19 protein-coding genes are annotated in these 24016 nt (G+C 72.0%); 13 read left to right on the forward strand and 6 right to left on the reverse strand.

The window, feature by feature from the left end; translation table 11 throughout:
- Nucleotides 1–155: 155 nt before the first annotated feature.
- The 4 genes from ACFYP4_RS18245 to ACFYP4_RS18260 are packed head-to-tail and all read left to right on the forward strand — an operon-like array spanning nt 156 to nt 6665.
- Nucleotides 156–1418 (forward strand): glycosyltransferase, encoded by a 1263-nt coding sequence (locus ACFYP4_RS18245; RefSeq protein WP_358851731.1) that lies wholly within the window; start codon nt 156–158, stop codon nt 1416–1418.
- The gene (locus ACFYP4_RS18250; protein ID WP_358851730.1) at nt 1415–3052 is read left to right on the forward strand and encodes a phospholipid carrier-dependent glycosyltransferase; all 1638 of its coding nucleotides are present in this window, start codon (nt 1415–1417) and stop codon (nt 3050–3052) included. Before ACFYP4_RS18245 ends, ACFYP4_RS18250 begins: the two co-directional genes overlap by 4 nt.
- Nucleotides 3049–4257 (forward strand): glycosyltransferase, encoded by a 1209-nt coding sequence (locus ACFYP4_RS18255; protein ID WP_388786291.1) that lies wholly within the window; start codon nt 3049–3051, stop codon nt 4255–4257. The genes ACFYP4_RS18250 and ACFYP4_RS18255 overlap by 4 nt, the downstream gene beginning before the upstream one ends.
- Nucleotides 4254–6665: a galactose oxidase-like domain-containing protein gene (locus ACFYP4_RS18260; RefSeq protein WP_358851728.1), complete on the forward strand. Its 2412-nt coding sequence runs from the start codon at nt 4254–4256 to the stop codon at nt 6663–6665. Before ACFYP4_RS18255 ends, ACFYP4_RS18260 begins: the two co-directional genes overlap by 4 nt.
- Nucleotide 6666: 1 nt before the next feature.
- Here the strand turns inward: ACFYP4_RS18260 and ACFYP4_RS18265 are convergent, their stop codons facing one another.
- Nucleotides 6667–7392, reverse strand: a complete 726-nt coding sequence (locus ACFYP4_RS18265; protein WP_388786293.1) for a Mut7-C RNAse domain-containing protein — start codon at nt 7390–7392, stop codon at nt 6667–6669.
- 170 nt (nt 7393–7562) lie between these two features.
- Entirely contained in the window at nt 7563–8267 is a 705-nt protein-coding gene (locus tag ACFYP4_RS18270) for a hemolysin III family protein (RefSeq protein WP_358851726.1), read from the reverse strand.
- Between the two features lie 328 nt (nt 8268–8595).
- Here ACFYP4_RS18270 and ACFYP4_RS18275 point away from each other — a divergent pair, with 328 nt between their 5' ends.
- A complete protein-coding gene (locus ACFYP4_RS18275; protein WP_388786295.1) occupies nt 8596–10428 on the forward strand; it encodes a phosphoenolpyruvate carboxykinase (GTP) in 1833 nt (610 codons plus the stop codon).
- A gap of 261 nt (nt 10429–10689) precedes the next feature.
- Nucleotides 10690–12342 carry an Ig-like domain repeat protein gene (locus ACFYP4_RS18280; RefSeq protein ID WP_388786296.1) on the forward strand — a complete coding sequence of 551 codons (1653 nt, stop codon included), beginning with the start codon at nt 10690–10692 and terminating at the stop codon, nt 12340–12342.
- A 175-nt stretch (nt 12343–12517) separates the two neighbouring features.
- Here the strand turns inward: ACFYP4_RS18280 and ACFYP4_RS18285 are convergent, their stop codons facing one another.
- Complete coding sequence (locus ACFYP4_RS18285) at nt 12518–12937, reverse strand: hypothetical protein (RefSeq protein WP_358851723.1); 420 nt, start codon at nt 12935–12937, stop codon at nt 12518–12520.
- 99 nt (nt 12938–13036) lie between these two features.
- On the reverse strand, nt 13037–14248 hold the full coding sequence (locus tag ACFYP4_RS18290; RefSeq protein WP_358851722.1) for a pyridoxal phosphate-dependent aminotransferase: 1212 nt from the start codon (nt 14246–14248) through the stop codon (nt 13037–13039).
- A 125-nt stretch (nt 14249–14373) separates the two neighbouring features.
- Between ACFYP4_RS18290 and ACFYP4_RS18295 the strand changes: the two genes are divergently transcribed.
- Complete coding sequence (locus ACFYP4_RS18295; protein ID WP_358851721.1) at nt 14374–15198, forward strand: hypothetical protein; 825 nt, start codon at nt 14374–14376, stop codon at nt 15196–15198.
- A gap of 144 nt (nt 15199–15342) precedes the next feature.
- Nucleotides 15343–16212 carry a serine protease gene (locus ACFYP4_RS18300; protein WP_358851720.1) on the forward strand — a complete coding sequence of 290 codons (870 nt, stop codon included), beginning with the start codon at nt 15343–15345 and terminating at the stop codon, nt 16210–16212.
- A gap of 15 nt (nt 16213–16227) precedes the next feature.
- Here ACFYP4_RS18300 and ACFYP4_RS18305 read toward each other — a convergent pair whose 3' ends face one another.
- A complete protein-coding gene (locus ACFYP4_RS18305; protein ID WP_388786298.1) occupies nt 16228–17931 on the reverse strand; it encodes an amidohydrolase family protein in 1704 nt (567 codons plus the stop codon).
- A gap of 124 nt (nt 17932–18055) precedes the next feature.
- On the reverse strand, nt 18056–19369 hold the full coding sequence (locus tag ACFYP4_RS18310; RefSeq protein WP_388786300.1) for an amino acid deaminase: 1314 nt from the start codon (nt 19367–19369) through the stop codon (nt 18056–18058).
- A 134-nt stretch (nt 19370–19503) separates the two neighbouring features.
- On the opposite strand from ACFYP4_RS18310, the gene ACFYP4_RS18315 reads away from it, so the two are divergent.
- The 5 genes from ACFYP4_RS18315 to ACFYP4_RS18335 all read left to right on the forward strand — a co-directional run bounded on the left by ACFYP4_RS18315 (nt 19504) and on the right by ACFYP4_RS18335 (nt 24012).
- Nucleotides 19504–20574: a sugar kinase gene (locus ACFYP4_RS18315; protein WP_388786302.1), complete on the forward strand. Its 1071-nt coding sequence runs from the start codon at nt 19504–19506 to the stop codon at nt 20572–20574.
- Complete coding sequence (locus tag ACFYP4_RS18320; RefSeq protein WP_358851716.1) at nt 20571–21332, forward strand: IclR family transcriptional regulator; 762 nt, start codon at nt 20571–20573, stop codon at nt 21330–21332. Before ACFYP4_RS18315 ends, ACFYP4_RS18320 begins: the two co-directional genes overlap by 4 nt.
- Nucleotides 21329–21739 (forward strand): RidA family protein, encoded by a 411-nt coding sequence (locus ACFYP4_RS18325; protein WP_358851715.1) that lies wholly within the window; start codon nt 21329–21331, stop codon nt 21737–21739. The genes ACFYP4_RS18320 and ACFYP4_RS18325 overlap by 4 nt, the downstream gene beginning before the upstream one ends.
- A 130-nt stretch (nt 21740–21869) precedes the next feature.
- A complete protein-coding gene (locus ACFYP4_RS18330) occupies nt 21870–23393 on the forward strand; it encodes a GntP family permease (RefSeq protein ID WP_388786304.1) in 1524 nt (507 codons plus the stop codon).
- Nucleotides 23394–23457: 64 nt separating this feature from the next.
- On the forward strand, nt 23458–24012 hold the full coding sequence (locus tag ACFYP4_RS18335; protein ID WP_358851713.1) for a hypothetical protein: 555 nt from the start codon (nt 23458–23460) through the stop codon (nt 24010–24012).
- Nucleotides 24013–24016: the final 4 nt, after the last annotated feature.

Raw genomic sequence — 24016 nt, forward strand, 5'->3', positions numbered from 1 at the left:
GTCGCATACATGCGCTTACTTGACCTGGCGTTCCGAAACACTCTATTTATCTGAACAGCGTACGGGCTTCACAGTTCCCCCCTAGTCTCCTCACGGTGACGCGACGGTTGGTGGCACGCCGTCGCGACAGGGGTTTGGGGATCTGGGGGGATCTGTTGCTCACGTCTGTCTTCATCGCTGCCGTTTCACTGGCTCTGTTCTGGATGGCCGCCTTCACTCTGTGGTGGCAGATGCACGCGTGGCGTACGCCCGAGGTGCTCGCCTCCACCCGTTTCAGCAGGCCGGACGGCGGGGAGGGCCTGTCCTTCTCGCTGCTGCTGCCCGCGCGGCACGAGCAGGCCGTGCTGGACCACACGATCCAGCGCCTGCTCGAGTCGGGTCACGACGACTACGAGATCATCGTCATCGTGGGACACGACGACCCGGAGACCGCCGCGGTCGCCCGCCGGGCCGAGGCCCGGGACCCGCGCGTGCGGGTCGTCGTCGACACCCACGAGAAGAAGAACAAGCCGAAGGCCATGAACACGGCGCTGCCGCACTGCCGCGGCGATGTCGTCGGGGTCTTCGACGCCGAGGACCAGGTCCATCCGGAGCTGCTCGCCCATGTCGACCACGCGTTCCGCACCACGGGCGCGGACGTCGTGCAGGGCGGGGTGCAGCTGATCAACTTCCACTCCAGCTGGTACAGCCTGCGCAACTGCCTGGAGTACTTCTTCTGGTTCCGTTCGCGGCTGCATCTGCACGCGCAGAAAGGGTTCATTCCGCTCGGCGGGAACACCGTCTTCGTGCGCACCGACGTGCTGCGCGAGGCCGGCGGCTGGGACCCGGACTGCCTGGCGGAGGACTGCGACCTCGGCGTACGGCTGTCCAGCGTCGGCAAGAAGGTCGTCGTCGCGTACGACTCCGACATGGTCACGCGGGAGGAGACGCCCGGCAGCCTGGTGTCCCTGCTGAAGCAGCGCACCCGCTGGAACCAGGGCTTCCTCCAGGTCTACCGCAAACGGGACTGGAAGCAGCTGCCGGGATTCGGGCAGCGGCTGCTCGCCCGCTACACGCTGATGACGCCTTATCTGCAGGCCGTCTCCGGGGTGATCATCCCGCTCAACGTGGCCGTCGCGCTCTTCCTCGACGTGCCGGTCGGCATCGCCTTCATCACCTTCCTGCCGGCGGTCACCGCCATGGTCACCTTCGTCTTCGAGCTGGTCGGCCTGCACGACTTCGGCAGGCAGTACGGGCTGCGGGTCCGGTTCGTGCACTACCTCAAGCTCATCGCCGGCGGGCCGTTCTACCAGGTGCTTCTGGCTGGCGCGGCCGTCCGCGCGGTGTGGCGGGAGCAACGGGGCAGCAACGACTGGGAGTTGACCAGTCATGTGGGCGCGCATCTCACCGAAGCGATCCGAGAGGACGTTCCCGCGTGACCTCCACCCTTCCCGCGGTGACCGGCACGGTCCCCGTGCAGCGGCCTCGTGCGCCCAGATACGTCCCCGTCGTCCTTCCGGTCCCGCGTTTTCGCCGGTCGCGTTCCGATCTGGTCCTCTGCGGGCTGCTGCTCGTGGCGATCATGGTCGTACAGGGCTGGAACATCGCCGACTACCCGACCCTCAGCGACGACGAGGGCACCTACCTCGCCCAGGCGTGGGCCGTGCAGCGGGGCGGCGGGCTCGCCCACTACACCTACTGGTACGACCACCCGCCCCTCGGCTGGATCCAGTTGGCGGCACTCACCTGGATCCCCGCGAAGATCAGCCCGTCGTCGATGACGGTCGGGCCGATGCGGACGACGATGCTGCTGGTCAGCGCCGCGAGCGCGGTGCTTCTGTACGTCCTCGCGCGGCGGCTGCGGCTGCCGCGCTGGGCGGCCGGTCTCGCCATGGCGATCTTCGGGCTGTCGCCGCTGTCGGTCGTGCTCCAGCGCGAGATCTTCCTGGACAACATCGCGGTGATGTGGACGCTGCTCGCGTTCTGCCTGGCCGCCTCGCCGAACCGTCATCTGTGGCACCACTTCGCCGCGGGCGTCGCGGCCGCGGCGGCGGTGCTCACCAAGGAGACGATGCTCGTCGTCCTGCCCGCGCTGGTGGTCACCATGTGGCGCCACGGCCACCGCGACACCCGCAAGTTCGCCCTCACCGGAGCCGTCACCGCCTGCGTCCTGATCGGCCTGGCGTATCCGCTCTTCGCCCTGCTCAAGGGGGAGTTGCTCCCCGGCTCCGGGCATGTCTCGCTGTGGGACGGCATCGTGTACCAGATGAGCCGCCCCGGTTCCGGTTTCCTCCTCGACCCCGGCTCCGGCTCGAACGGGGTGCTGCGGTCCTGGCTGTACTACGACCGCGTCCTGCCCCTCGGCGGTCTCGCGGGCGCCGTGCTGCTCATGCTCACCTGGCGCTGGTCGGTGACCGCCCGCGCGCTGGCCGGGCCGGCGCTCACCGTCGGCGTCCTCGCCCTGGTGGCACTGCGGCCGAACGGCTATCTGCCCGCGATGTACGTCATCCAGGCGCTGCCCTTCCTCGCGCTGGTCCTCGCCGGGGGCGCCGCGAGTGTGGCGCACGCGGTGCTGCGCCGGCGGCGGAGCACCGCGGAGATGCCGTACGTCACCTGGGGACGCCGGGCGACGGCGGTCCTGCTGGCGGCGGCGGCCGCCCTGTACGTCGTGCCCCGCTGGTACGACGGCGACCGCACCGCGGTGACCGCCGACGCGAACGCCCCCTACCGGGCGGCGTCCCACTGGCTCGCCACGCGGGTCGAGAACCCCAAGAAGACCCGGGTCCTGGTCGACGACGCCCTCTGGCTCGACCTGGTGCACGACGGGTACCGGCCGGGGCTCGGCGTCATCTGGTTCTACAAGGCCGACCTGGACCCGGCGGTGACGAGGACGATGCCGCGCGGCTGGCGCGACCTCGACTACGTGGTGGCCTCCCCGACGGTACGGCGCGACGCCGCCGACCTGCCCAACGTCGCGGCCGCGATGCAGCACTCGACGCCGGTCGCCACCTTCGGCACCGGCGAGGACCGGATCGAGATCCGTCGGATCCAGGCCGTGGGAGGTCCCCGATGAGCTACGAGTCCACCGTCCCCGAGGAGCTCGGCGGCCCCGCGGTGCGCGCCGCCGAGGTGCCCGAGCCCGGCGCCGTGACCATCGTCGTGCCGACCTTCAACGAGTCCGCGAACGTCCGCGAACTGCTGCGCCGCATCACCGAGTCGGTGCCGGCCCGGCTGCCCTGCGAGGTCGTCTTCGTGGACGACTCCACCGACGACACCCCCGAGGTGATCTCCCGGGCGGCGCAGGACTGCCCGTTCCCGGTTACCGTGCTGCACCGGGAGGAGCCCGTGGGCGGTCTCGGCGGCGCCGTGGTCGAGGGGCTGAAGGCGGCGACCTCCGACTGGGTCGTCGTCATGGACGGCGATCTCCAGCATCCGCCGTCCCTGGTGCCGGAGCTGGTGGCCACGGGCGAGCGGGCGTCCGCCGGGCTCGTCGTCGCGAGCCGCTACGTCGAGGGCGGCAGCCGTGCGGGGCTGGCCGGCGGCTACCGCGTCGCCGTCTCGCGCGGTGCGACCTGGCTCACCAAGGCGCTGTTCCCGGGCAGACTGCGGGGCATCAGCGACCCGATGAGCGGCTTCTTCGCCATCCGGCGCAGCGCGGTCACCGCGGAGGTCCTCCAGCCGCTCGGCTACAAGATCCTCCTCGAACTCGCGGTGCGCAGCCGCCCCCGTGAGGTCACCGAGGTGCCGTTCGTCTTCCAGGACCGGTACGCGGGCGAGTCCAAGTCGACGGCGCGGGAGGGCTTTCGCTTCCTGCGCCACCTGGCCGGGCTGCGCACCGTCTCACCCGTCGCCCGGATGGTGGTCTTCGGCCTGATCGGCGCCACCGGGTTCCTGCCGAACCTGCTCGGTCTGTACGCGCTCACGGCCGCCGGAGTGCACTACCTGCCGGCCGAGATCGTCGCCAACCAGTTCGGGGTCGTCTGGAACTTCCTGCTCATCGAGCATCTGCTGTTCCGCGAGCGGCGCAGGCATCGCAACGGGTGGGACCGTACGGGCCGGTTCGTGCTGCTCGCCAACGCCGATCTGGTGCTGCGCATCCCGCTGATCGCGCTGTTCGTGCGCGAGTTCGGGATGGGTGCGCTGTCCGCGACCGCGCTGGCGCTGGTGATGACGTTCGTCCTGCGCTTCGCGGGGACCGAGGCGCTGGTCTATCTGCCGCGCCGGGGTGCCGGGCCGAAGCGCGAGGGCAGCGACCGCACGGTGGGGAGGGCCGCATGACGTTCCGTTCCAGGGCACGGCGCAGGACGTCCCTGCTGGCCGTGACGGGTCTTGCCGCGGGACTGCTCCTGGTCTCACCGCAGCCCGCCGCCGCGGCGAACCTCGTGCGGAACCCGGGCTTCGAGACGGCGGGTACGGACGGGATGCCGTACTGCTGGGAGAAGTCCGGCTGGGGCGACAACGACTTCGCCTTCTCCACCGTCGCGGACGCCCGTTCCGGCGGCAGGGCGATGAAGGTCGAGCTGACCCGGCGTGCCGACGGCGACCGCAAGGCGCTGATCACCGAGAGCGCTGCCTGTGCGCCGGTGGTCACGGCGGGCAGGCAGTACGACCTCGGGCTCTGGTACCGGTCGACGACCCCGGACGTGTCCCTCACGCTCTTCCGGCACGACGCGACGGCGGGCTGGCAGTACTGGACCGACCTGAAGACGTTGGAGATGGCGGGCGGCTGGACCGAGGCGTCGGTCCGTACGCCCGCGGTGCCGGCCGGCACCGACCGCATCACGTGGGGTGTCTCCGTCTACGGCACCGGGTCCGTGACCACCGACGACTACACGATGGAGCAGGTCGCCGAGGCGCCGCCGCCGGTCCGGTGCACCGCCACGGCCGACCAGTGCGCCAACGGGAGGTGGGACGTGCTGCCCACCCGGAACCCGGTCCGGTCCATGCACTCCGTCGTGCTGAACAACGGCAAGGTGCTGCTGATCGCGGGCTCCGGGAACAGCGAGGAGGCGTTCGGGGCGGGCACGTTCACCTCCGCGGTGTACGACCCGGTGGGGGGCACGTACAAGGTCGTCCCGACGCCGAAGGACATGTTCTGCGCCGGGCACGTCCAGCTGTCCGACGGGCGGGTGCTGGTGATGAGCGGCAACAAGGCGTACCCGGTGGCGGGCGGGCACGGCTACGAGGGGTACCGGGACTCGTACCTCTTCGACCCGGTCACCGAGACGTACAGCAGGACGAACGACATGAACGACGGGCACTGGTACCCGTCGGCGACCGTGCTGGGCAACGGTGACGTGCTCTCCTTCGGCGGACTGCGCGAGGACTCCACCGGGTCGGTGGCCGCCGAGCGCTGGTCGGACGCGGAGCGGCGGTGGCAGCCGCTGTGGAAGGTCAACCAGACCTGGTCGTACTGGGGTCTGTACCCGTCGATGATCCTGATGCAGGACGGCCGCCTGTTCTACTCGGGCAGCCATGTCTTCGGCAACGGCACCCCGGGCACGGGCTCGGCGGTCTACGACTACGACGCCAACACGACGACCGCGGTCCCGGGGCTGCGGAACAAGGACGAGCGCGACCAGTCCGCGAGCGTGCTGCTGCCGCCGGCCCAGGACCAGCGGGTGCTGACGCTCGGCGGCGGCAACATCGACTCCAACCCGGACGCGAACCGGCTGACGGACATCATCGACCTCAAGTCCGCCGACCCGGCGTACGTCGCGGGCCCGCAGATCCCGCAGGGGAAGGTCGACCTCGGCAACGGCAGGGCGGAGCAGACCGGCGCCCAGGGCAAGATGTACGTCTCCGCCGTCCTGCTGCCGGACGGCAAGGTCCTGGAGACCGGCGGTGCCCTGCACAACCGGGCGGACCCGGTCTACGAGTCGTCGATCTTCGATCCGGCGACCTCGGCCTTCGATCCGGTGGCGCCCGACCCGGAGGAGCGCGGCTACCACTCGTCCGCGTTCCTGCTGCCCGACGGCCGGGTGATGACGACGGGCGACAACCCGGGCAACGGCACCTGGAACCACGACGTGTCCGTCTACACCCCGCCGTATCTGCTCAAGGGTCCCCGCCCGGCGATCACTTCGGTGATCGACAAGGAGTGGGTGTACGGCGACACCCAGCGGATCACGGTCGACCGGCCGGTCGCCAGGGCGGAGCTGATCAGGCCGGCGGCGGTGACGCACTCCTCCGACCCGAACCAGCGTTTCGTGGACCTGCCGCTGAGCGTGGACGGGAACAACGTCGACCTGAACGTGACGAGCAACCCGAACCTGGCGCCGCCCGGCTGGTACATGCTCTTCGCGGTCGATGCCAACGGGGTGCCGTCGGTGGCCGAGTGGGTGCACCTCCAGGGGCCGTCCGCCCTGGCCGCGGACGCCCCCTCGGCGCACGTCCACGCCTTCGCCGGCTCGCTGGAGGGCACCGTCCGCGAGCCGGGGCGGAAACGGGCCTCGCAGCAGGTCGGCCCCACCGTCTCCGGCTGCGACCGGCACTACGGGCCGGTCGACGTCTGCGTGCCGACGGTCTTCCCGGGCGGGGTGCGGAAGACGGCGGACGCCCGCTGCGGCTGGCTCAGGACGAACGGGTACGGCCGGCTGAGGGTCAACGGCGGGGACGACCCGCTGGGCCTGGACCGGGACGGGAACGGCACGGCCTGCGGGAAGGGGGACCTGCGGAAGCCGTAGGTCAGCTTCCGAACTCGGCGAGGGCGCGTCCCACGATGGCCTCCAGGCGGTCGTGGTGCGCGCCCCGCCAGTAGGCGCGCCCGCACTCCGCGCACTGGGCGAAGACGTCGTACGACCGGCTGGTGCCGTCTTCGAGCCGGCCGGCGAGCTCCCCCCTGGTCGCCTCCCGGAGCGATCCGTTGCACGCGGTGCACCGCGTCCAGGGGTTCAGGGCGGGGGCGAACCGGCTCAGGACGTCCCGGAGCTGGTCGTCGGGCCGGGTGCTGTAGACGAAGGCGCCGGCCCACAGCTCGCGGCGGCGCAGCAGCCCGCGGTCCCGGCTGAGCAGGACGCGCCGTTCGGCCGCGGAGCGGGTGGCGAGGGCCGGGTCGCCGATGTCGGTGGACTCGTAGGCGGTGTCCACGCCGAGCAGGCGCATCCGGCGGGCCAGGGTCCCGAGGTGGACGTCGAGGAGGAAACGCAGCGGTGCTCCGGGTACGGGCTGCGGGCGCCGGACGGCCCGCACGTGGACGGACTCGCCCGCCGCGGGGATGTGCGACACGGGCACCTCCCGGCCGTCGACGACCAGGGCACCGACCTCGGTGAGCGGGACGCCGAGCGACTCGACGACGTGCCCGAGGGTGGAGGCGCCGTCGGTGACGACGGCGGTGGCGCCGACGCGGCGCGGGGGCGGCACGAACAGGCCCAGTTCGGGGGCGAATTCGACATGGATCTCCGGTCCGTTCACCGGGTCAGGATGCCACGGGCGAACGCCGGTGGCCTCCCGGTTTCGATGCGGGGAGGCCGTGTTCCGGGCAGCCTGTCCGACAACCCGAACTCGCCGCACCAGGCCTAGGGCCTGTCTGACAATTCCCGTCGTCGCCAGGAGGGAGGCAGACGGGAATTGTCAGACAGGCCCTAGTAGGCGACCAGCGAGATGCCGATGTAGTGGGCGACGAACGCCGCGAGGGTCAGGGAGTGGAACACCTCGTGGAAGCCGAACCACCGGGGGGAGGGGTTGGGGCGCTTGAGTCCGTAGATCACGCCGCCGGCGCTGTACAGCAGGCCGCCGACGACGACCAGGACGAGGACCGTCACCCCGCCCGCGTGCAGGAAGTCGGGGAGGAAGAAGACCGCCGCCCAGCCCATGGCGATGTAGCAGGGGGTGTAGAGCCAGCGCGGGGCGCCGACCCAGCACACCCGGAAGAGGATGCCGGCCGCGGCGGCCCCCCAGATGCCCCACAGGAGCCACTGGCCCTTCGCGCCGGGCAGCAGCAGCATCGTCAGCGGTGTGTAGGTGCCCGCGATGATCAGGAAGATGTTCGCGTGGTCGAGCCGGCGCAGCACGCCGTCCATGCGCGGGCTCCAGTCGCCGCGGTGGTAGACGGCGCTCACGCCGAACAGCAGGCAGGCGGTCAGTGTGTAGATCCCGCAGGCGAGCCGGCCGCGGCCGGTGTCGGCGAGGGCGGTGAGCAGCAGGCCCGCGACGAGCACGGCCGGGAACATGCCCAGGTGCAGCCAGCCTCGCAGCCTGGGCTTGACGGGGTGCGGCAGGGGGAGCTCGACGGGGCCGCGGCCGGCGGGCGGCGAGTCCGTGGGCACGTCGGGGACGGGCGCAGTCATACGGCCGATCGTACCTACGGAACCGTAAGTTACGCGTCAGTACGACGTGCCGCTCCGGTCGGCAGCGGCCAGCGTCTCACAGGATGCCGGGGGTCTTCGAGTAGGGGTCGGGGGAGGGGCCCGTCATACGTGCGGGGAAACCTCGGGCGGAGTGGCGATGCTCACGCCGCTCAGGTGGGCGGCCCTCTGGACATATGGGCGGCGGCGTCGGATGATCAAATGAGTGCGGTCGGCACCGGATGAGCGCCCATGAACCATCACCGTGAAGCATCCGGGTCGCGGCCCCCAAGGGGCATTCAACAACAAAACCCCTCATTTAGGAGCAATCGTGGCGCGCGACATCGCGGCTCCCACCGACGTCCCCACCCAGCATCAGGAACTGATCTCGTGGGTGGACGAGATCGCCGAACTGACCCAGCCGGACAGTGTGGTCTGGTGTGACGGATCCGAGGCGGAGTACGAGCGACTGAGCGAGGAGCTCGTCCGCAGGGGCACCTTCCGGAAGCTCGACCCGATCAAGCGCCCCAACTCCTACTACGCCGCCTCCGACCCGACCGATGTCGCACGCGTCGAGGACCGGACGTTCATCTGCTCCGAGAAGGAGGAGGACGCCGGCCCGACCAACCACTGGAAGGCGCCCGCCGAGATGCGGGAGATCTTCCAGGGGCGGGACGGCGAGGGCGGTGTCTTCCGCGGTTCGATGCGCGGCCGCACGATGTACGTCGTCCCGTTCTGCATGGGCCCGCTCGGCTCCGACCTCTCCGCCATCGGCGTCGAGATCACCGACTCCGCCTACGTCGCGGTGTCCATGCGCACCATGACCCGCATGGGCCGGCCGGTCCTGGACGAGCTCGGCTCCGACGGCTTCTTCGTGCGTGCCGTGCACACGCTCGGGGCGCCGCTGGCCGAGGGCGAGCAGGACGTGCCGTGGCCGTGCAACTCCACCAAGTACATCTCGCACTTCCCGGAGACCCGCGAGATCTGGTCCTACGGCTCGGGCTACGGCGGCAACGCCCTCCTCGGCAAGAAGTGCTACGCGCTGCGCATCGCCTCCGTCATGGCGCGCGACGAGGGCTGGCTCGCGGAGCACATGCTCGTCCTGAAGCTGACCCCTCCGCAGGGCGAGCCGAAGTACGTCGCCGCCGCCTTCCCGAGCGCCTGCGGCAAGACCAACCTCGCCATGCTGGAGCCCACGATCTCCGGCTGGACGGTCGAGACGATCGGTGACGACATCGCCTGGATGCGCTTCGGCGAGGACGGCCGCCTGTACGCGATCAACCCCGAAGCCGGGTTCTTCGGCGTCGCCCCGGGCACCGGCGAGCACACCAACGCCAACGCGATCAAGACGCTGTGGGGCAACTCCGTCTTCACCAACGTCGCGCTCACCGACGACAACGACGTCTGGTGGGAGGGCATGACGCAGGAGACCCCCGCCCACCTGACGGACTGGAAGGGCAACGACTGGACGCCGGAGTCCGGCACCCCGGCGGCCCACCCCAACGCCCGCTTCACGACGCCCGCCGCACAGTGCCCGATCATCGCGCCCGAATGGGAGGACCCCAGGGGCGTGCCGATCTCCGCGATCCTCTTCGGCGGCCGCCGCGCCACCGCCGTACCGCTGGTGACCGAGTCCTTCGACTGGAACCACGGCGTCTTCCTCGGCGCGAACGTCGCCTCCGAGAAGACCGCCGCCGCCGAGGGCAAGGTCGGCGAGCTGCGCCGCGACCCCTTCGCCATGCTGCCGTTCTGCGGCTACAACATGGGCGACTACATGGGGCACTGGATCGACGTCGCCAAGGGCAAGGACGCCTCGAAGCTCCCGAAGATCTACTACGTCAACTGGTTCCGCAAGAACGACGAGGGCAAGTTCGTCTGGCCCGGCTTCGGCGAGAACAGCCGTGTGCTGAAGTGGATCGTCGAGCGCCTGGAAGGCACCGCGGCGGGCGTCGAGACGCCGATCGGTGTGCTGCCGGCCAAGGGCGCGCTGGACACCAAGGGGCTGGAACTGTCCGAGTCGGACCTCGACTTCCTGCTCACGGTCGACAAGGAGGTGTGGCGCGAGGAGGCGGCCCTGGTGCCCGAGCACCTCAACACCTTCGGTGAGCACACCCCCACCGAACTGTGGGACGAGTACCGCGCGCTGGTGCAGCGCCTGGGCTGACGCCCCCACTGCTCCGCGGCCGGCCTGTTGCCCTGACCTGCGACGTCGTCAAGGCCGGCCGCGGTGACGACGACACGCCGCACCGGGCAATGCCTTGCCCCGGCGGTCCACGCGGCTGTTTCATGCCCCTCCAGGCGCCCCGCTCGACGCGAGCGGGGCGCTCGTTCCAGCCTGTGGGGGGCACAGTTGAGAACCGCACACAGTCGTGGGCGCACGGTGGCCCTGCTGGCCGCAATCGGGATGACGGGGGCCGGCCTGACAGTGGCCGCGGCACCCGCGGCGCTCGCCGCGACGGACTCCGTGGCCAAGCTGCCGATCTCCTCCTACTCGACCATGGTGATCGACTCCGCGCACGAACGGGTCTACCTCACCGAGGACAGCCGCGGCAGCGCCGACGGCGCCGTCCAGGTCTACGACTTCGCCGGCCGCAAGGTGACCACGCTGTCCTCCAGCGGCCCGGTCTCCGGAATGGCGCTCAGCGAGGACGGCGGCACGCTCTACGCGTCCAACTACGAGATGATCGCCGCCTACGACACGCAGACGCTGGACAGGAGCGTGTACGCCTACACGCCCTGGTACGCCTACTGCGGGCGGCAGGTCGCCCGTTCCGGCGGCAAGGTCTGGTACACGCAGAACTACAACACCGGCGACTGCCACTCGTACACGAACAGCGTCTTCGGCGTCACCGGGGGCACCGCGTACGACACCAAGTGGTCCGCCGGCGGACGCCTCCAGCTGGCGACCGGGGAGGGCGCCCCGGACCGGCTGTTCATGGGGCAGCCGCCCGGCGGCGGCGAGAGCGACCCCTTCCTCACGTCGTTCGACACCGGCGGCGACACCCTGGTGCGGGGCGCCGCCCGCCGGTTCGCGGACGGCGACGGCAAGGGCGCGCTCAACTTCAAGGACATGTCGGTGTCGGCGGACGGCAAGCTGCTCGCGGTCGCCGACGCCGGGTACGGGACGAGGCTGCTCAACACCTTGGACCTGTCCGACGCGGACGGCTCCTACGGGGCGCTGCCCGCCGGTGCCACGGCGTCGGCCGTGGCCTTCAGCGGCGACGGCACCTACCTCGCCCGCGGCGCCGACGCCCCGGGCAGCACGGCCGACCTGCTCGTGCAGAAGGCCGACCCGCGGAGCACGGCCGCGCCGCTGGAGTTCGCCTTCGAGGGCAGCCTCGACGGCAACCGGGTCGCCCCGCGCGGACTGGGCTGGTCCAAGGACGGGACGCGGCTGTTCGCCGTCACCACCGACGCGGCGGGCAGCCAGTACTGGCTGCACGTCATCCAGCCGCCCGCCGCCCAGTACGACTCCCGCTTCACCGGCGGTCTGACGTACTCGCCGGGCAGGGCCGTCGTGGGGGAGCCGCTCGCCGTCCGCGGCCGGCTCACCCTGGACGGCACCGCTCCGGTGGAACCGGTGAAGGTCTCCGCCGTACGCACCGACGCGGACGGCACGCACCGCCTCGCCGCCGTGGAGGCCAAGGCCGACGGCAGCTTCACGGTGCTCGACGAGCCGGACGCGGTGGGGGACGCCACCTACACCGTCTCCTACCTGGGGGACCTCACCCACCGGCCGGCCGAGGACGTCAGCCTGACGGTCCCGGTGGCCAAGGCGCCGACGGCGCTCACGCTGAAAGCCCCGAGCGAGGCAACCCTGGACGGCGGGGTCCGGATCACGGGCACGCTGACCTGGCAGGGGCGGGCCCTGGAGGCCGGTGCCTCCGTGCAGGTGCGGCGCACCGACCGGCTCGGTTCCGGCGCGCTGTCGTCGGTGGCGGTCGGGGCGGACGGCACGTTCACCGTGGAGGACCTGCCGCGGACCACGCGGACGGTCACCTACACCGTGAGCTACGCGGGCGACGCCCTGCACGAGGGGGCGGCGGCCTCGGCGGAGGTCGTGGTGCGCAGGCGCTGAGAGCGGAGGTCGTGGTGCGCGGGCGCGGGCACAGGGTCGTGCTGCCCGTCGGCTGCGTGCTGGGCAGGCGCTGACAGTGCGGGTCGCGCCGCCCGGCGCCGGGAAAGGTGGCGCCCGGTCCGCACGTCGCTGCGGGTGCGCGCGGACCGGGGCCGATCGGGGGAGCCCTGGGTGCTCAGCGGGCGGCGAGCGCCCGGGGGCCGATGGCCGCCGCATGGGCGTCCATGCGCTCGGCCGCCAGGATCGCGGCGGCCGTGTCGGCGCGGGAGGCCGCGACGACCAGGGCGCGGCCGGCGAGCGCGTGCGCCCGCCGGTGGAGCATCGCCGGACGGGGTTCGTGGGCGGCGGCCACGGGGGCCCGCACGGGCGCCGCCCCGCCGCGCAGCCGGGTCACCTGGCCGGCGAGCCGCTCGGCCGCCTGGTCGAGGTCGGCGGAGGGCGCGAGCGCGCGCAGCTCGTCCGTCACCGCGAGCAGGGCCGCCACATGCCCCGCGAGCTGGATGTCCAGCTCCTCCTCGCGGGAGCGGTGCGGGAAGCCGGGGTTGGGGCCGTCCGCCGTGCTGTGGACCGACTTGGAGCGGATCGGTTCGTACATGGGAGGCCTCCTGTGCTGTCAGGAAACCATCCTACCTTGGATTGCGTCTAAAGTTGAGTCGGTTCCCGGTGGCCGGTCGGTGCCCGACCGGCGTGCGCGTCACGGCTGGCCGTAGCCGTCCAGGAAGGTGCCGATGCGGGTGACGGCGGAGGTCAGGTCCGCGACCGACGGCAGGGTGACCACCCGGAAGTGATCCGGTTCGGGCCAGTTGAAGCCCGTGCCCTGGACGACCATGATCTTCTCCTGGCGCAGCAGGTCGAGGACCATCCGCCGGTCGTCCTTGATCTTGAAGACCTTCGGGTCCAGGCGCGGGAAGAGATAGAGCGCGCCCTTCGGCTTCACGCAGCTCACGCCGGGGATCCGGGTCAGCAGCTCGTACGCGACGTCCCGCTGTTCCTTCAGCCGCCCGCCGGGCAGCACCAGTTCGTTGATCGTCTGGCGTCCGCTCAGCGCGGCGACCACGCCGTGCTGCCCTGGCATGTTCGCGCACAGGCGCATGTTCGCCAGGATCGTCAGCCCCTCGATGTACGAGTCGGCGTGGGCCCGCGGCCCCGAGATCGACATCCAGCCGACCCGGTAGCCGGCCACCCGGTAGGACTTGGACATCCCGTTGAAGGTGAGCGTCAGCAGGTCGGGGGCGACGGACGCGGTCGGTGTGTGCGTGGCGCCGTCGTACAGGATCTTGTCGTAGATCTCGTCGGAGCAGACCAGCAGGTTGTGGCGGCGGGCGATGTCGGTCAGCCCGCGCAGCACCGACTCGTCGTACACCGCGCCCGTCGGGTTGTTCGGGTTGATGATGACGATCGCCTTGGTGCGGTCGGTGACCTTGCGCTCCACGTCGGCGAGGTCGGGCATCCAGTCCGACTGCTCGTCGCAGTGGTAGTGGACCGCCGTGCCGCCGGACAGGGACACCGCGGCGGTCCACAGCGGGTAGTCCGGCGCGGGCACGAGGACCTCGTCGCCGTCGTCCAGCAGGCCCTGCATCGCCATGACGATCAGCTCGGACACGCCGTTGCCGATGAAGACGTGCTCGACGTCCGTCTCGATGCCGAGGGTCTGGTTGTGCATCACCACGGCCCGGCGCGCCGCGAGCAGGCCCTTCGCGTCACCGTAGCCGTGGGCCGACGAGACGTTGCGGAGGATGTCCTCCAGGATCTCGGGCGGGCATTCGAATCCGAACGCCGCCGGATTGCCGGTGTTGAGCTTGAGGATGCGGTGGCCTGCCGCTTCCAGCCGCATAGCCTCCTCGAGAACCGGACCCCGGATCTCGTAACAGACATTGGCGAGCTTCGTGGACTGGATCACCTGCATGTCCGTGAGCTTACGGCCGCCCCGGGGGGCGCGGGGGGTGTTTTTCACCACGTGAGACGTCGGGCTTCGGGTGATTTGTCGCTCCGCTACGCCGTAAGCCCTTGCGGTCTCTACAATCCGCGCCCATGTCATGGCAGCACGGCGGACCGGAGAGTCCGCCGAACGTGTACCTCCCCCGCGGCGACGAGGTGACGCCCGCCTACGAGGCGTACGCGGATCCCGCCGCGGCGCACGGCTGGCAGGACACCTACGGTCCCGGGGGCGAAGGGGCGGCGGAAGCCCACGGCGCCGGGGGCGCGGGGGCGCGGGACACGTACGGGGCGCGGACCGAGGGCGGGGGCGCGTACGGCGGTCCGGGCTCGCCCGGCGGGCGGGGAGCGGCCCCCGAGGGCCCCGGCCCCGGTCCGGCGGCGGTCATGGAGATCCACGACGCCCGGGCGCCGGGCGACGGCCCGTCCGCCGGCGAGCCGGGCCGACGCGCCCGGCTGCTGGTGCGGCGGCGCCGCACCCGACTGCTGCGCCTGGTGGGTGCCGGCCTCGGCGCGGTCTGTGCCGTGCTGCTCGCGGCGCTGCTCGCCGGGGTCTTCGGCTCCGGGTCGTCGCCCGCGCCGCGGCCCCGCGGGGAGGGCGCCGAGATGGACACCGGCACCGGTACCGGCAGGGAGACCGGCACGGGCACCGGTACGCGGGAGGCGTCCGCGCCCGGGGGCTCCCCGGAGCGTCCTTCCGCCGCCGCGGAACCGACGTCGGCCTCCCCGGCACCCGCGTCCACGGCTCCGGCGTCCCCGGTCGTCGGCCCGTCCGCGAGCGTCACGGAAGCCGCGGAGCCGAAGGTTCCCGCGGGGAGCGTCCCGGCGAGTCCCACGAGCGCCGCGTCGACCGAACCGACACGCAACGGCGCGGACGGCAGGCCGGGTCGCGGATCCGGCTCCACCAAGCGACCCAAGTAGCCGGAAAACGCCGTTCGCGGCCGGAAACAGCTCCTTGCCGCCCCGCCGGGGGCCCCTCACAATGCGCATGACAAACAGGAGTCGGCTGGAAGACCTCCGGCCACCCACCCATGTCGCACAACAGAAAACAGAGGGGACCCCCACATGAGAAAGCCTCTCGTCGCCGCGCTCTTCGCCCTGGTGATCGCCGGGGCCGGCGCGGCACCCGCGGTCGCGGCGCCCGCGCCCGCCCCGGCCGGGCGGACGGCACCCGCGCCGGCCGTGCAGGCGCCGGCCGTGCAGGCGGTGAACTACGCCGGCACCGTCGCGCTCAGCAACTGTTCCGGCTCCGTCGTGCGGATGCCGGGATCGGAGGACGACGACCCCGCGCTCGTGCTCTCCAACGGCCACTGTCTGGAGACCGGCTTCCCGGCCGCGGGCGAGGTCGTCGTCGACCAGCCCTCCAGCCGCTCCTTCGGCCTGCTCAACTCCGCGGGCACCCGGGTCGCGACCCTGCGCGCCAGCAAGATCGCGTACGCGACGATGACCGACACGGACATCTCGATCTACCAGCTCACCCGCACCTACGCGCAGATCAGGGCCTCGTACGGCATCAGCGCGCTGACGCTCGACGCGGCGCACCCCGTCGCCGGGACCGCGATCAAGGTCGTGTCCGGCTACTGGAAGCGGATCTACAGCTGCAACATCGACGGCTTCGTGTACCGCCTGAAGGAGGGGGAGTGGACCTGGAAGGACTCGGTCCGCTACACCTCCGCCTGCAACACCATCGGCGGCACGTCGGGTTCGCCGGTCGTCGACAACACCACCGGCAAGGTCGTCGCCGTCAACAACACCGGCAACGAGGACGGCGCCCGCTGCACGGACAACAACCCGTGCGAGGTCGACGCGAGCGGCAACGTCACCGTCCGCCAGGGCATCAACTACGCCCAGGAGACCTACCAGATCGTGCCGTGCGTCGGGATCGACAACAAGATCGACCTGAGCCGCAGCGGGTGCACCCTGCCCAAGCCGTAGGCGTCCGGCGGGCGGTCACGTCGTACGGCGGACCGCCCGCCCGGCCAGGACACCCGTCCGCCGCCCGTCCTCGATCACGAAACGGCCGTCGACGAGGACGTGCGGGATGCCGGCCGGCAGGGTGCGCGGCGCCTCGAAGGTCGACCCCGCGGCGACCGTGTCCGGGTCGAAGAGGACGAGGTCGGCGCGGTAGCCCTCGCGCACGAGTCCGCGGTCGGGCAGCCGCAGCCGGGCGGCGGGCCGCGCGGTCAGGTGGGCGACGCACTCCTCCAGGGAGAGGACGCCCAACTCCCTTACGTAGTGGCCCAGATAGTGCGGGAAGGTGCCGTACGCGCGCGGGTGCGGCTTGTCGCCCCGCAGGATGCCGTCGGAACCGCCGGTGTGCACCCGGTGCCGCATGATCGCGCGGACGTTCTCCTCGTGGCCGACGTGCTGGAGGATCGTCGGGCCGAGGCCGTCGGCGATCAGCAGCCGGCGGGCCGTGGTCCACGGGGCCTCGCCGCGGCGGGCCGCGGACTCCTGGACGGTGCAGCCCACGTACGGCGCGAGAGCGGGGTCGCCGACGCCGGAGATCTCGATCGTGTCCCACTCGACCGGCACGCCGTGGCAGCCGTCGGCGCCAACGACCTCCATGTCGTGCCGGATCCGCTCGGCCGTCGCGTCGTCCGCGAGGCGGGCCAGGACCGCCTCCGGGCCGCCCTCGCCCGCCCAGCTCGGCAGCAGCGCCACGAGGGTGGTGCAGCCGGGGGTGTAGGGGTACGTGTCCAGGCTGATGTCGGCGCCCGCGGCGAGCGCGTCGTCCAGCAGGGCGAGCAGGTCCGGGGCCTTCCCCCTGTTCACGCCGAAGTTCATCGTGGCGTGGGCGAGATGCAGCGGGCAGCCCGCCTCCCGGGTGAGGGCCACCATCTCCTCGTACGCCTCCAGGGCGCCCGCCCCGTACGAGCGGTGGTGGGGGCAGTAGTAGCCGCCGTGCTCGGCCACCACCCGGCACAGCTCGGTGAGTTCGGCGTCCTTCGCGTACATGCCGGGGGTGTACGTCAGCCCTGAGGACATGCCGACGGCTCCCTCGCGCATGCCCTCCGCGACCAGGCGCCGCATGCGGTCCAGTTCACGACGCGTGGCCTCGCGGTCGTCCCAGCCGACGGCGAGCATCCGGACCGTGCCCTGCGGGATGAGGTACGCCGCGTTGACGGCGATGCCCTCGCCGTCGAAGCCGTGGTCGAGCCGGTCCAGGTACTCGCCGACCGAGCGCCAGGTGAAGTCGATGTCGTCGCCGGGGCCGTTCCAGCCGGTGATCGCGCGGCGGACCTCGGTCAGGGTGCGGTCGTCGACGGGGGCGTACGACAGGCCGTCCTGGCCGATGACCTCCAGGGTCACGCCCTGGGCGGCCTTGGCGCTGTGGTCCGGGTCGGTGAGGAGGGCGAGGTCGCTGTGCGCGTGCATGTCGATGAAGCCGGGGGAGAGGGCGAGGCCGTCCGCCTCCACGGTTCGGGTCCCCCGGGGGAGGGGGCCGTCCCTGCGGATCTCCGTGATCCTGCCGTGCCGGATGCCTACGTCGGCCCGGTACGGTGCCTGGCCGGTGCCGTCCACGACGGTGGCGTCTCTGATCACCAGGTCCATGGTGGGCGTCTCCTTCCGCGCCTGCGGCGCGTGTTTCCGGGCTGCGCCCGCGCTGTCTCTTTCCCGCGCTCCGCGCGGTGCCTGCCCACCCACGGCCACCCGTCTCGGCCCGTTTCCTCGGCTCCGCCGAGAGCAGGCGTGCTCCGCGCGGTGCCTGCCCGCTCACGGCCACCCGTCTCGGCCCGTTTCCTCAGCTCCGCCGAGAGCAGGCCGGGTGGAGGGGTCAGAAGAACGTCCGTACGTATTCCGTCACCGTGCCGTCCGGTTCGGCCACGGGGATCAGCTGCCACTTGTCGAAGGACGTGCACGGGTGGGAGAGGCCCATGCCCAGCCAGTCGCCGACGCACAGGTCCGTCCCGGGGGCGGTGCTCAGCCAGGTGTGCTGGTCGGAGAGGCCGGTGACCGTGACGCCTGCGGCCGGGCGTTCGGTGCCGTCGCGGCGGATCACCTGCGCCGTCGGCAGGTCCAGGTCGTAGGCGGCGTCGCGCTTGCCCGCGTTGGCGAAGGCCTGCCCGGCGGACGGGCGGGAGACCACCTGCGCCCAGAGACGGAAGGCGGGCTGGAGCGCGCCCTCCTCCGGGACGCGGGTGAAGGGGGTGAGCCTGCGGTAGTGACCGTCGTCGTGCGAGACGTACGCGCCGGAGCGCAGCAGCTTCAGCACCGGCAGGGACAGCTCGGGGAGCTCCGCGAAGACGTCCGCCACCGCGTCGAACCAGGCGCTGCCCCCGGCACTGACGATGATCCCGTCGACGTCCTCGAAGTCGGCGCCCCGGTCCGCGCGCAGGCCCTCGAAGCGGCCCGCCCGGTCGAAGTCCGCCGCCAGGGCGGTGAGGCGGCGCAGCCAGGCGCGGACGCGGTCCCCGGTCGCGTCCGGGACCTCGCCCTCGTAACCCGCCACGCCGACCAGCCGCAGCGTGGACGTGGCGGCGACCGCGTCCGCGACCGCCGCGCAGTCCGCCTCCGTGCGGGCGCCGGTGCGGGCGCCCTCACCGGCGGCGAGTTCGACCACGACGTCCACGGAACGCGCCGTGCCCCGCAGCGCGGCGTCCATCAGCTCGACGCCGCGCACCGAGTCGGCGTAGCAGACGAAGCGGAAGGTCGGGTCGGCGGCGAGTTCCGCGGCGATCCAGCGCAGGGCGGACGCGTCGACCAGTTCGTTGGCGAGGAAGATCCGCCGGATGCCGAACTCCCGTGCCACACGCACCTGATGGGGCACCGCGAGGGTGATGCCCCAGGCGCCGTGCTCGATCTGCCGCCGGAACAGCTGCGGGGCCATGGAGGTCTTGCCGTGCGGGGCGAAGGCCAGGCCGTGGCGGGCCGCGTACGTCTCCATGAGCCGGAGGTTGTGCCGCAGTCCTTCGGCGGAGAGGGCGAGGACGGGGGTGGTGAACCCGTCGGTGAAGAGATTGCGGCGCTGGGCGGCCAGCTCGCCGACGGTCAGGCCCTCGGCGTCCGGGGGGAGGCCCTTGAAGCGGTGGTCGACGCGGTCCGCCGCCAGGCGGGCGACGGCTTCGGCGGCGGTGGTGTCGGCGGCCATGGAGCCTCCTCGTCAGGGTCCGTTGCATTATGTGCAACGACCATTGCGTATGTCGCTCACTGCTGTCTAACATCCCAGCCAACGCAGGGTCAACGGTGCCGTGGACCCGGAGCAAGCGAGGAGTCTGATCCCACGTGACCACCAACGGACCCGCATCCGCCGGGCACCGCGCCGCCAACGGCCGCCCCGGCCCGGTCGAGGTGGTCGCACTCGGCGAGTCCATGGTCACGTTCCTGCCGTCCCGGCCGGGCCGCCTCGCCGACGTGCCCTCCTTCGAGCGGGGCATCGGCGGCGCCGAGTCCAACGTCGCGTGCGTGCTCGCCTCCGCCGGGCACAGCGCGCGCTGGGTCAGCCGGGTGGGCGCCGACGGCTTCGGCGACCACCTCGTCGAGGCGGTCACCGCCTACGGCGTCGACACCTCCGCCGTCCGCCGCGACCCCGCCCGCCCCACCGGCGTCTACTTCCGCACGGCGGGCGACCGGGCCACCGACGCCCACGAGGTGGCGTACTACCGCACCGGGTCCGCAGCCTCCGCGATGTCCGCGGACACCGTCGACCTGGACGCCGTCCGCTCGGGCCGGGTGCTCCACCTCTCCGGCATCACCGCCGCCCTCTCCGACGACTGCCTCCACCTCCTCCGCGAGCTGACCTCCCCCCGGCCCGGCCGCCCCCTGGTCTCCTTCGACGTCAACCACCGCGTGCACCTGTGGCAGCACCGGGAACCGGGCAGCGTCCTCCTGGACCTCGCCCGCGGCAGCGACCTCGTCTTCGTCGGCGAGGACGAGGCCGAAGCCGCCTGGGGCGTCACCGGCGGCCCGGCCGCCGTGCGCGCCGCGCTGCCCGAACCCGCCACGCTGGTCGTGAAGCAGGGCCCCCGGGGCGCCACCCTCTTCGACGGCGACACCGCGACCTTCGTCCCCTCACCGCGCGTCGACGTGGTCGCCCCCGTCGGCGCCGGCGACGCCTTCGCCGCCGGCTTCCTCTCCGCCACCCTGCGCGGACTGCCCGCCCGCGAGCGGCTGCGCCACGGCCACCTGACGGCCGCCGCCGCCCTCACCGTCCCCGGCGACCTCGCCGCGCCCTGCGCCCGAGGCCACGCCGACCGCCTGGCCGCCCTGGACGACGACGCGTGGGGGAGACTTCGACTCGGCCCCGGCTGGACCCAAGCCGCTCCACGGGCCCAGGAGGAGGTACGCACCCCATGAGCCAGACCGTCGACCGAGCACTGAGCATCCTGCCGCTGCTCGCCGAAGGGCCCGCCGACCTCGGGCAGGTCGCCGAGCGCCTCGGCGTCCACAAGTCCACGGCGCTCCGGCTCCTGCGCACGCTGCACGAGCACGGTCTTGTCTACCGCCAGTCCGACCAGCGCTACCGCCTCGGTGCCCGGCTCTTCGCGCTCGCCCAGGAAGCCGTGGAGAACCTGGACATCCGGGAGATCGCCCACCCCCACCTCGTCCGCCTCAACGAGGACTGCGGGCACACCGTCCACCTCGCGGTGTACGAGGAGAGCGAGGTGCTCTACATCGACAAGGTGGAGAGCCGCTACCCGGTGCGCATGTACTCGCGGATCGGCAAGCCGGTGGCCATCACCGTCGCCGCCGTGGCCAAGCTGCTCCTCGCCGACCTGCCCGAGGCCGAACGCCGCCAGCTCGCGGAGAAGTTCGACTACCCCATGTACACGGCCCGTTCGACCCCCAGCGCCCCCGCCTTCCTCAAGGAGCTGGCGACGGTGCGCGAACAGGGCTGGGCCACCGACCTCGGCGGCCACGAGGAGTCCATCAACTGCGTCGGCGCCCCCATCAGGGGCGCCGACGGACGGGTCGTCGCCGCGATGTCGGTGTCCGCCCCGAACGTCGTCGTCACCGCCGACGAACTCCTCACGCTGCTCCCGCTGGTGCGCCGTACCGCGGACGCCATCAGCCGCGAGTACTCCGGCAAGACCCCAGCAAAGGACCCCGCATGACCGAGAAGACCGCGCTCACCCCCTCGACGCACACCACCCCGCCCGCCAGGTTCTCGCACGGCGTCCGCAAGGGGAACATCCTCCAGGTCGCCGGCCAGGTCGGCTTCCTGCCCGCCGTCGAGGGGCAGCCCCCGACGCCCGTCGGGCCCGGCCTGCGCGAGCAGACCCTCCAGACCCTCGCCAACGTCAAGGCGATCCTCGAAGAGGGGGGCGCGACCTGGGACGACGTGATGATGATCCGCGTCTACCTCACGGACGTCGACCACTTCGCCGAGATGAACGGCATCTACAACAGCTACTTCGAGGAGCAGGGCCTCACCGCGCCCCCCGCCGCCCGCACGACGGTCTACGTCGGCCTGCCGGCCGGACTCCTCATCGAGATCGACGCGCTCGCCGTCCTCGGCTGACGCTCCCTCAGCACCCCGACTCCCGCACACCGTACGTCGTCACGGTGCGGCGCGCCCGTCATCTCCGGGGCGCCGCACCGCGATCCCCCCTGCCCGAAAGCCTCATGCACTTACGAAACAGAGGACCACCATGTCGTCCCCCCTGCTCGCAGCGCCGGCACCCGCCCCCGAGACCCCACCCCACACCGGCGGCCTGCTCCTCCTCCTCGACGGCACAGCCGGTCTGCTCACGGTGGCCGCCCTCGGCATCGCCCTGCTCCTGCTGCTGATCATCAAGGTCCGCCTCCAGCCGTTCGTCGCCCTGCTCGCCGTCTCCATAGCCGTCGGCCTCGCCGCCGGACTGTCCGTCACCGAACTCTTCGGCACCGTCCAGAAGTCCACGGCCGTCTCCGTCATCGAGTCCGGTATGGGCGGCATCCTCGGGCACGTCGCGATCATCATCGGCCTCGGCACCATGCTCGGCGCGATCCTCGAAGTCTCCGGCGGCGCCGAGGTGCTGGCGTCCCGGCTGCTGAACCTCTTCGGGGAGAAGCGGGCGCCCCTGGCCATGGGGCTCACCGGCCTCATCTTCGGCATCCCGGTCTTCTTCGACGTCGGCATCTTCGTCCTGGCGCCGATCGTCTACGCCGCCGCCAAGCTCCCCCAGGACTCCGACGAGCTCCGTCCCGGGGGGACCCCCAACGGAAAGTCGATCCTGCTGTACTGCATGCCGCTGCTCGCCGGGTTGTCGATGACCCACGCGTTCCTGCCCCCGCACCCGGGACCCGTCGCCGCCGCGGGCCTGCTGCACGTCCAGCTCGGCTGGGTCATCCTCATGGGCATCGTCTGCGGCATCCCCGCCGTGCTCGCCGCCTGGGTCTTCTCGGCCTGGATCGGCAAGCGGATCTTCGTCCCCGTGCCGCAGGACATGGTCGAGGCCGCCGAGGAGGCCAAGCTCGCCGTCGTCGAGGAGCAGCGCGCCGCGGGTGTCGAGCCGCCGGAGAAGGCCGTGCCGCTCGGCACGGTCCTCGGCATCATCGGCACGCCGCTGGTGCTGATCCTCGCCGCGACGTTCTCCTCGATCGCGTTCGACCCGTCCACCGGCCGCTCGGTCGTCGAATTCTTCGGCAGCCCCTTCGTCGCCCTCACCATCGCCCTGCTGCTCGCCTACTACCTGCTGGGCATCCGGCGCGGCTGGTCCCGCAAGTCCCTGGAGCGGGTGTCGACTTCGTCCCTGAAGCCGGTCGGCAACATCCTGCTGGTCGTCGGCGCGGGCGGCGTCTTCGGCGCCGTGCTGAAGGCGAGCGGCGTCGCGCAGGCGCTGTCGGACACCTTCAACGACGTGGGTCTGCCGGTGCTGGTCCTCGCCTACCTGATCTCCCTGGTGCTGCGCGTCGCCCAGGGCTCGGCGACCGTCGCCATCGTCACCACGGCCGGGATCGTCGCCCCGCTGCTGGCCGACGGCGGCCACTCGCAGGCCTTCGTCGCGCTGGTCATCATGGCCATCTCGGCCGGCTCCATCTTCGCCTCGCACGTCAACGACGGCGGCTTCTGGATGGTCGCGAAGTACTTCGGCATCACCGAACGCGACACCCTCAAGTCGTGGACGGTGCTGGAGTCCGTGCTGTCGGTGGCCGGCTTCGCGGTGGCGGCGGTTCTCAGCCTCTTCGTATAACAGCCGTGCAGCTAAACGGGGGCTGGCTGTGCCGGGCACAGGATCTTCGACCATACTGCCCGCTGTGGAGCAGCGCATAGGTTCGAGCAGCCAGTCCCCGGACGTGCCCGTCGTGCCCGTCGTCCCCGCCGCCGCGGTCGATCCGGCGTACGTCCCCGGGATCACGTCACCCGCGCCCGTGAAGCCGCAGGACCCGGCCGAAGAGGCCGGGACGGAGGCCGGTCCCGTCGACGCGGGGTCCGAGCCGGCACCCGAGGAGCCGGCTCCCGCGGACGCCCCCGACCCCGCCGCCGGGACGGAGACGGCCGACGCCGCCCCCGCCGACGAGGACGGCGAACCGGACGGTCCCGTCTTCGAGGCGGCCGACCGGCGCGCCTCGGTCCGGGCCGACCACCGCGGCGTGGTGCTGCGGCTGGACGACCAGGAGGCCGAGTTCCGCTGGGACGAGATCGGCGCCGTCGAGACCGAGTTGCCGCGCTGGGGCAAGCGGTTCACGGTCACCGTGCACACGCCCGACCGCCGCTGGTACCCGGTCGAGATCGAGGCGGCGGCGCGGGCGCGTTTCCCGGAGTGGGAGAGGCAGCTCGACGCGGTCCTCGACGCCTACTTCCAGGAGTGACGAC

Source organism: Streptomyces sp. NPDC005551, assembly GCF_042871785.1.
GTDB lineage: Bacteria > Actinomycetota > Actinomycetes > Streptomycetales > Streptomycetaceae > Streptomyces.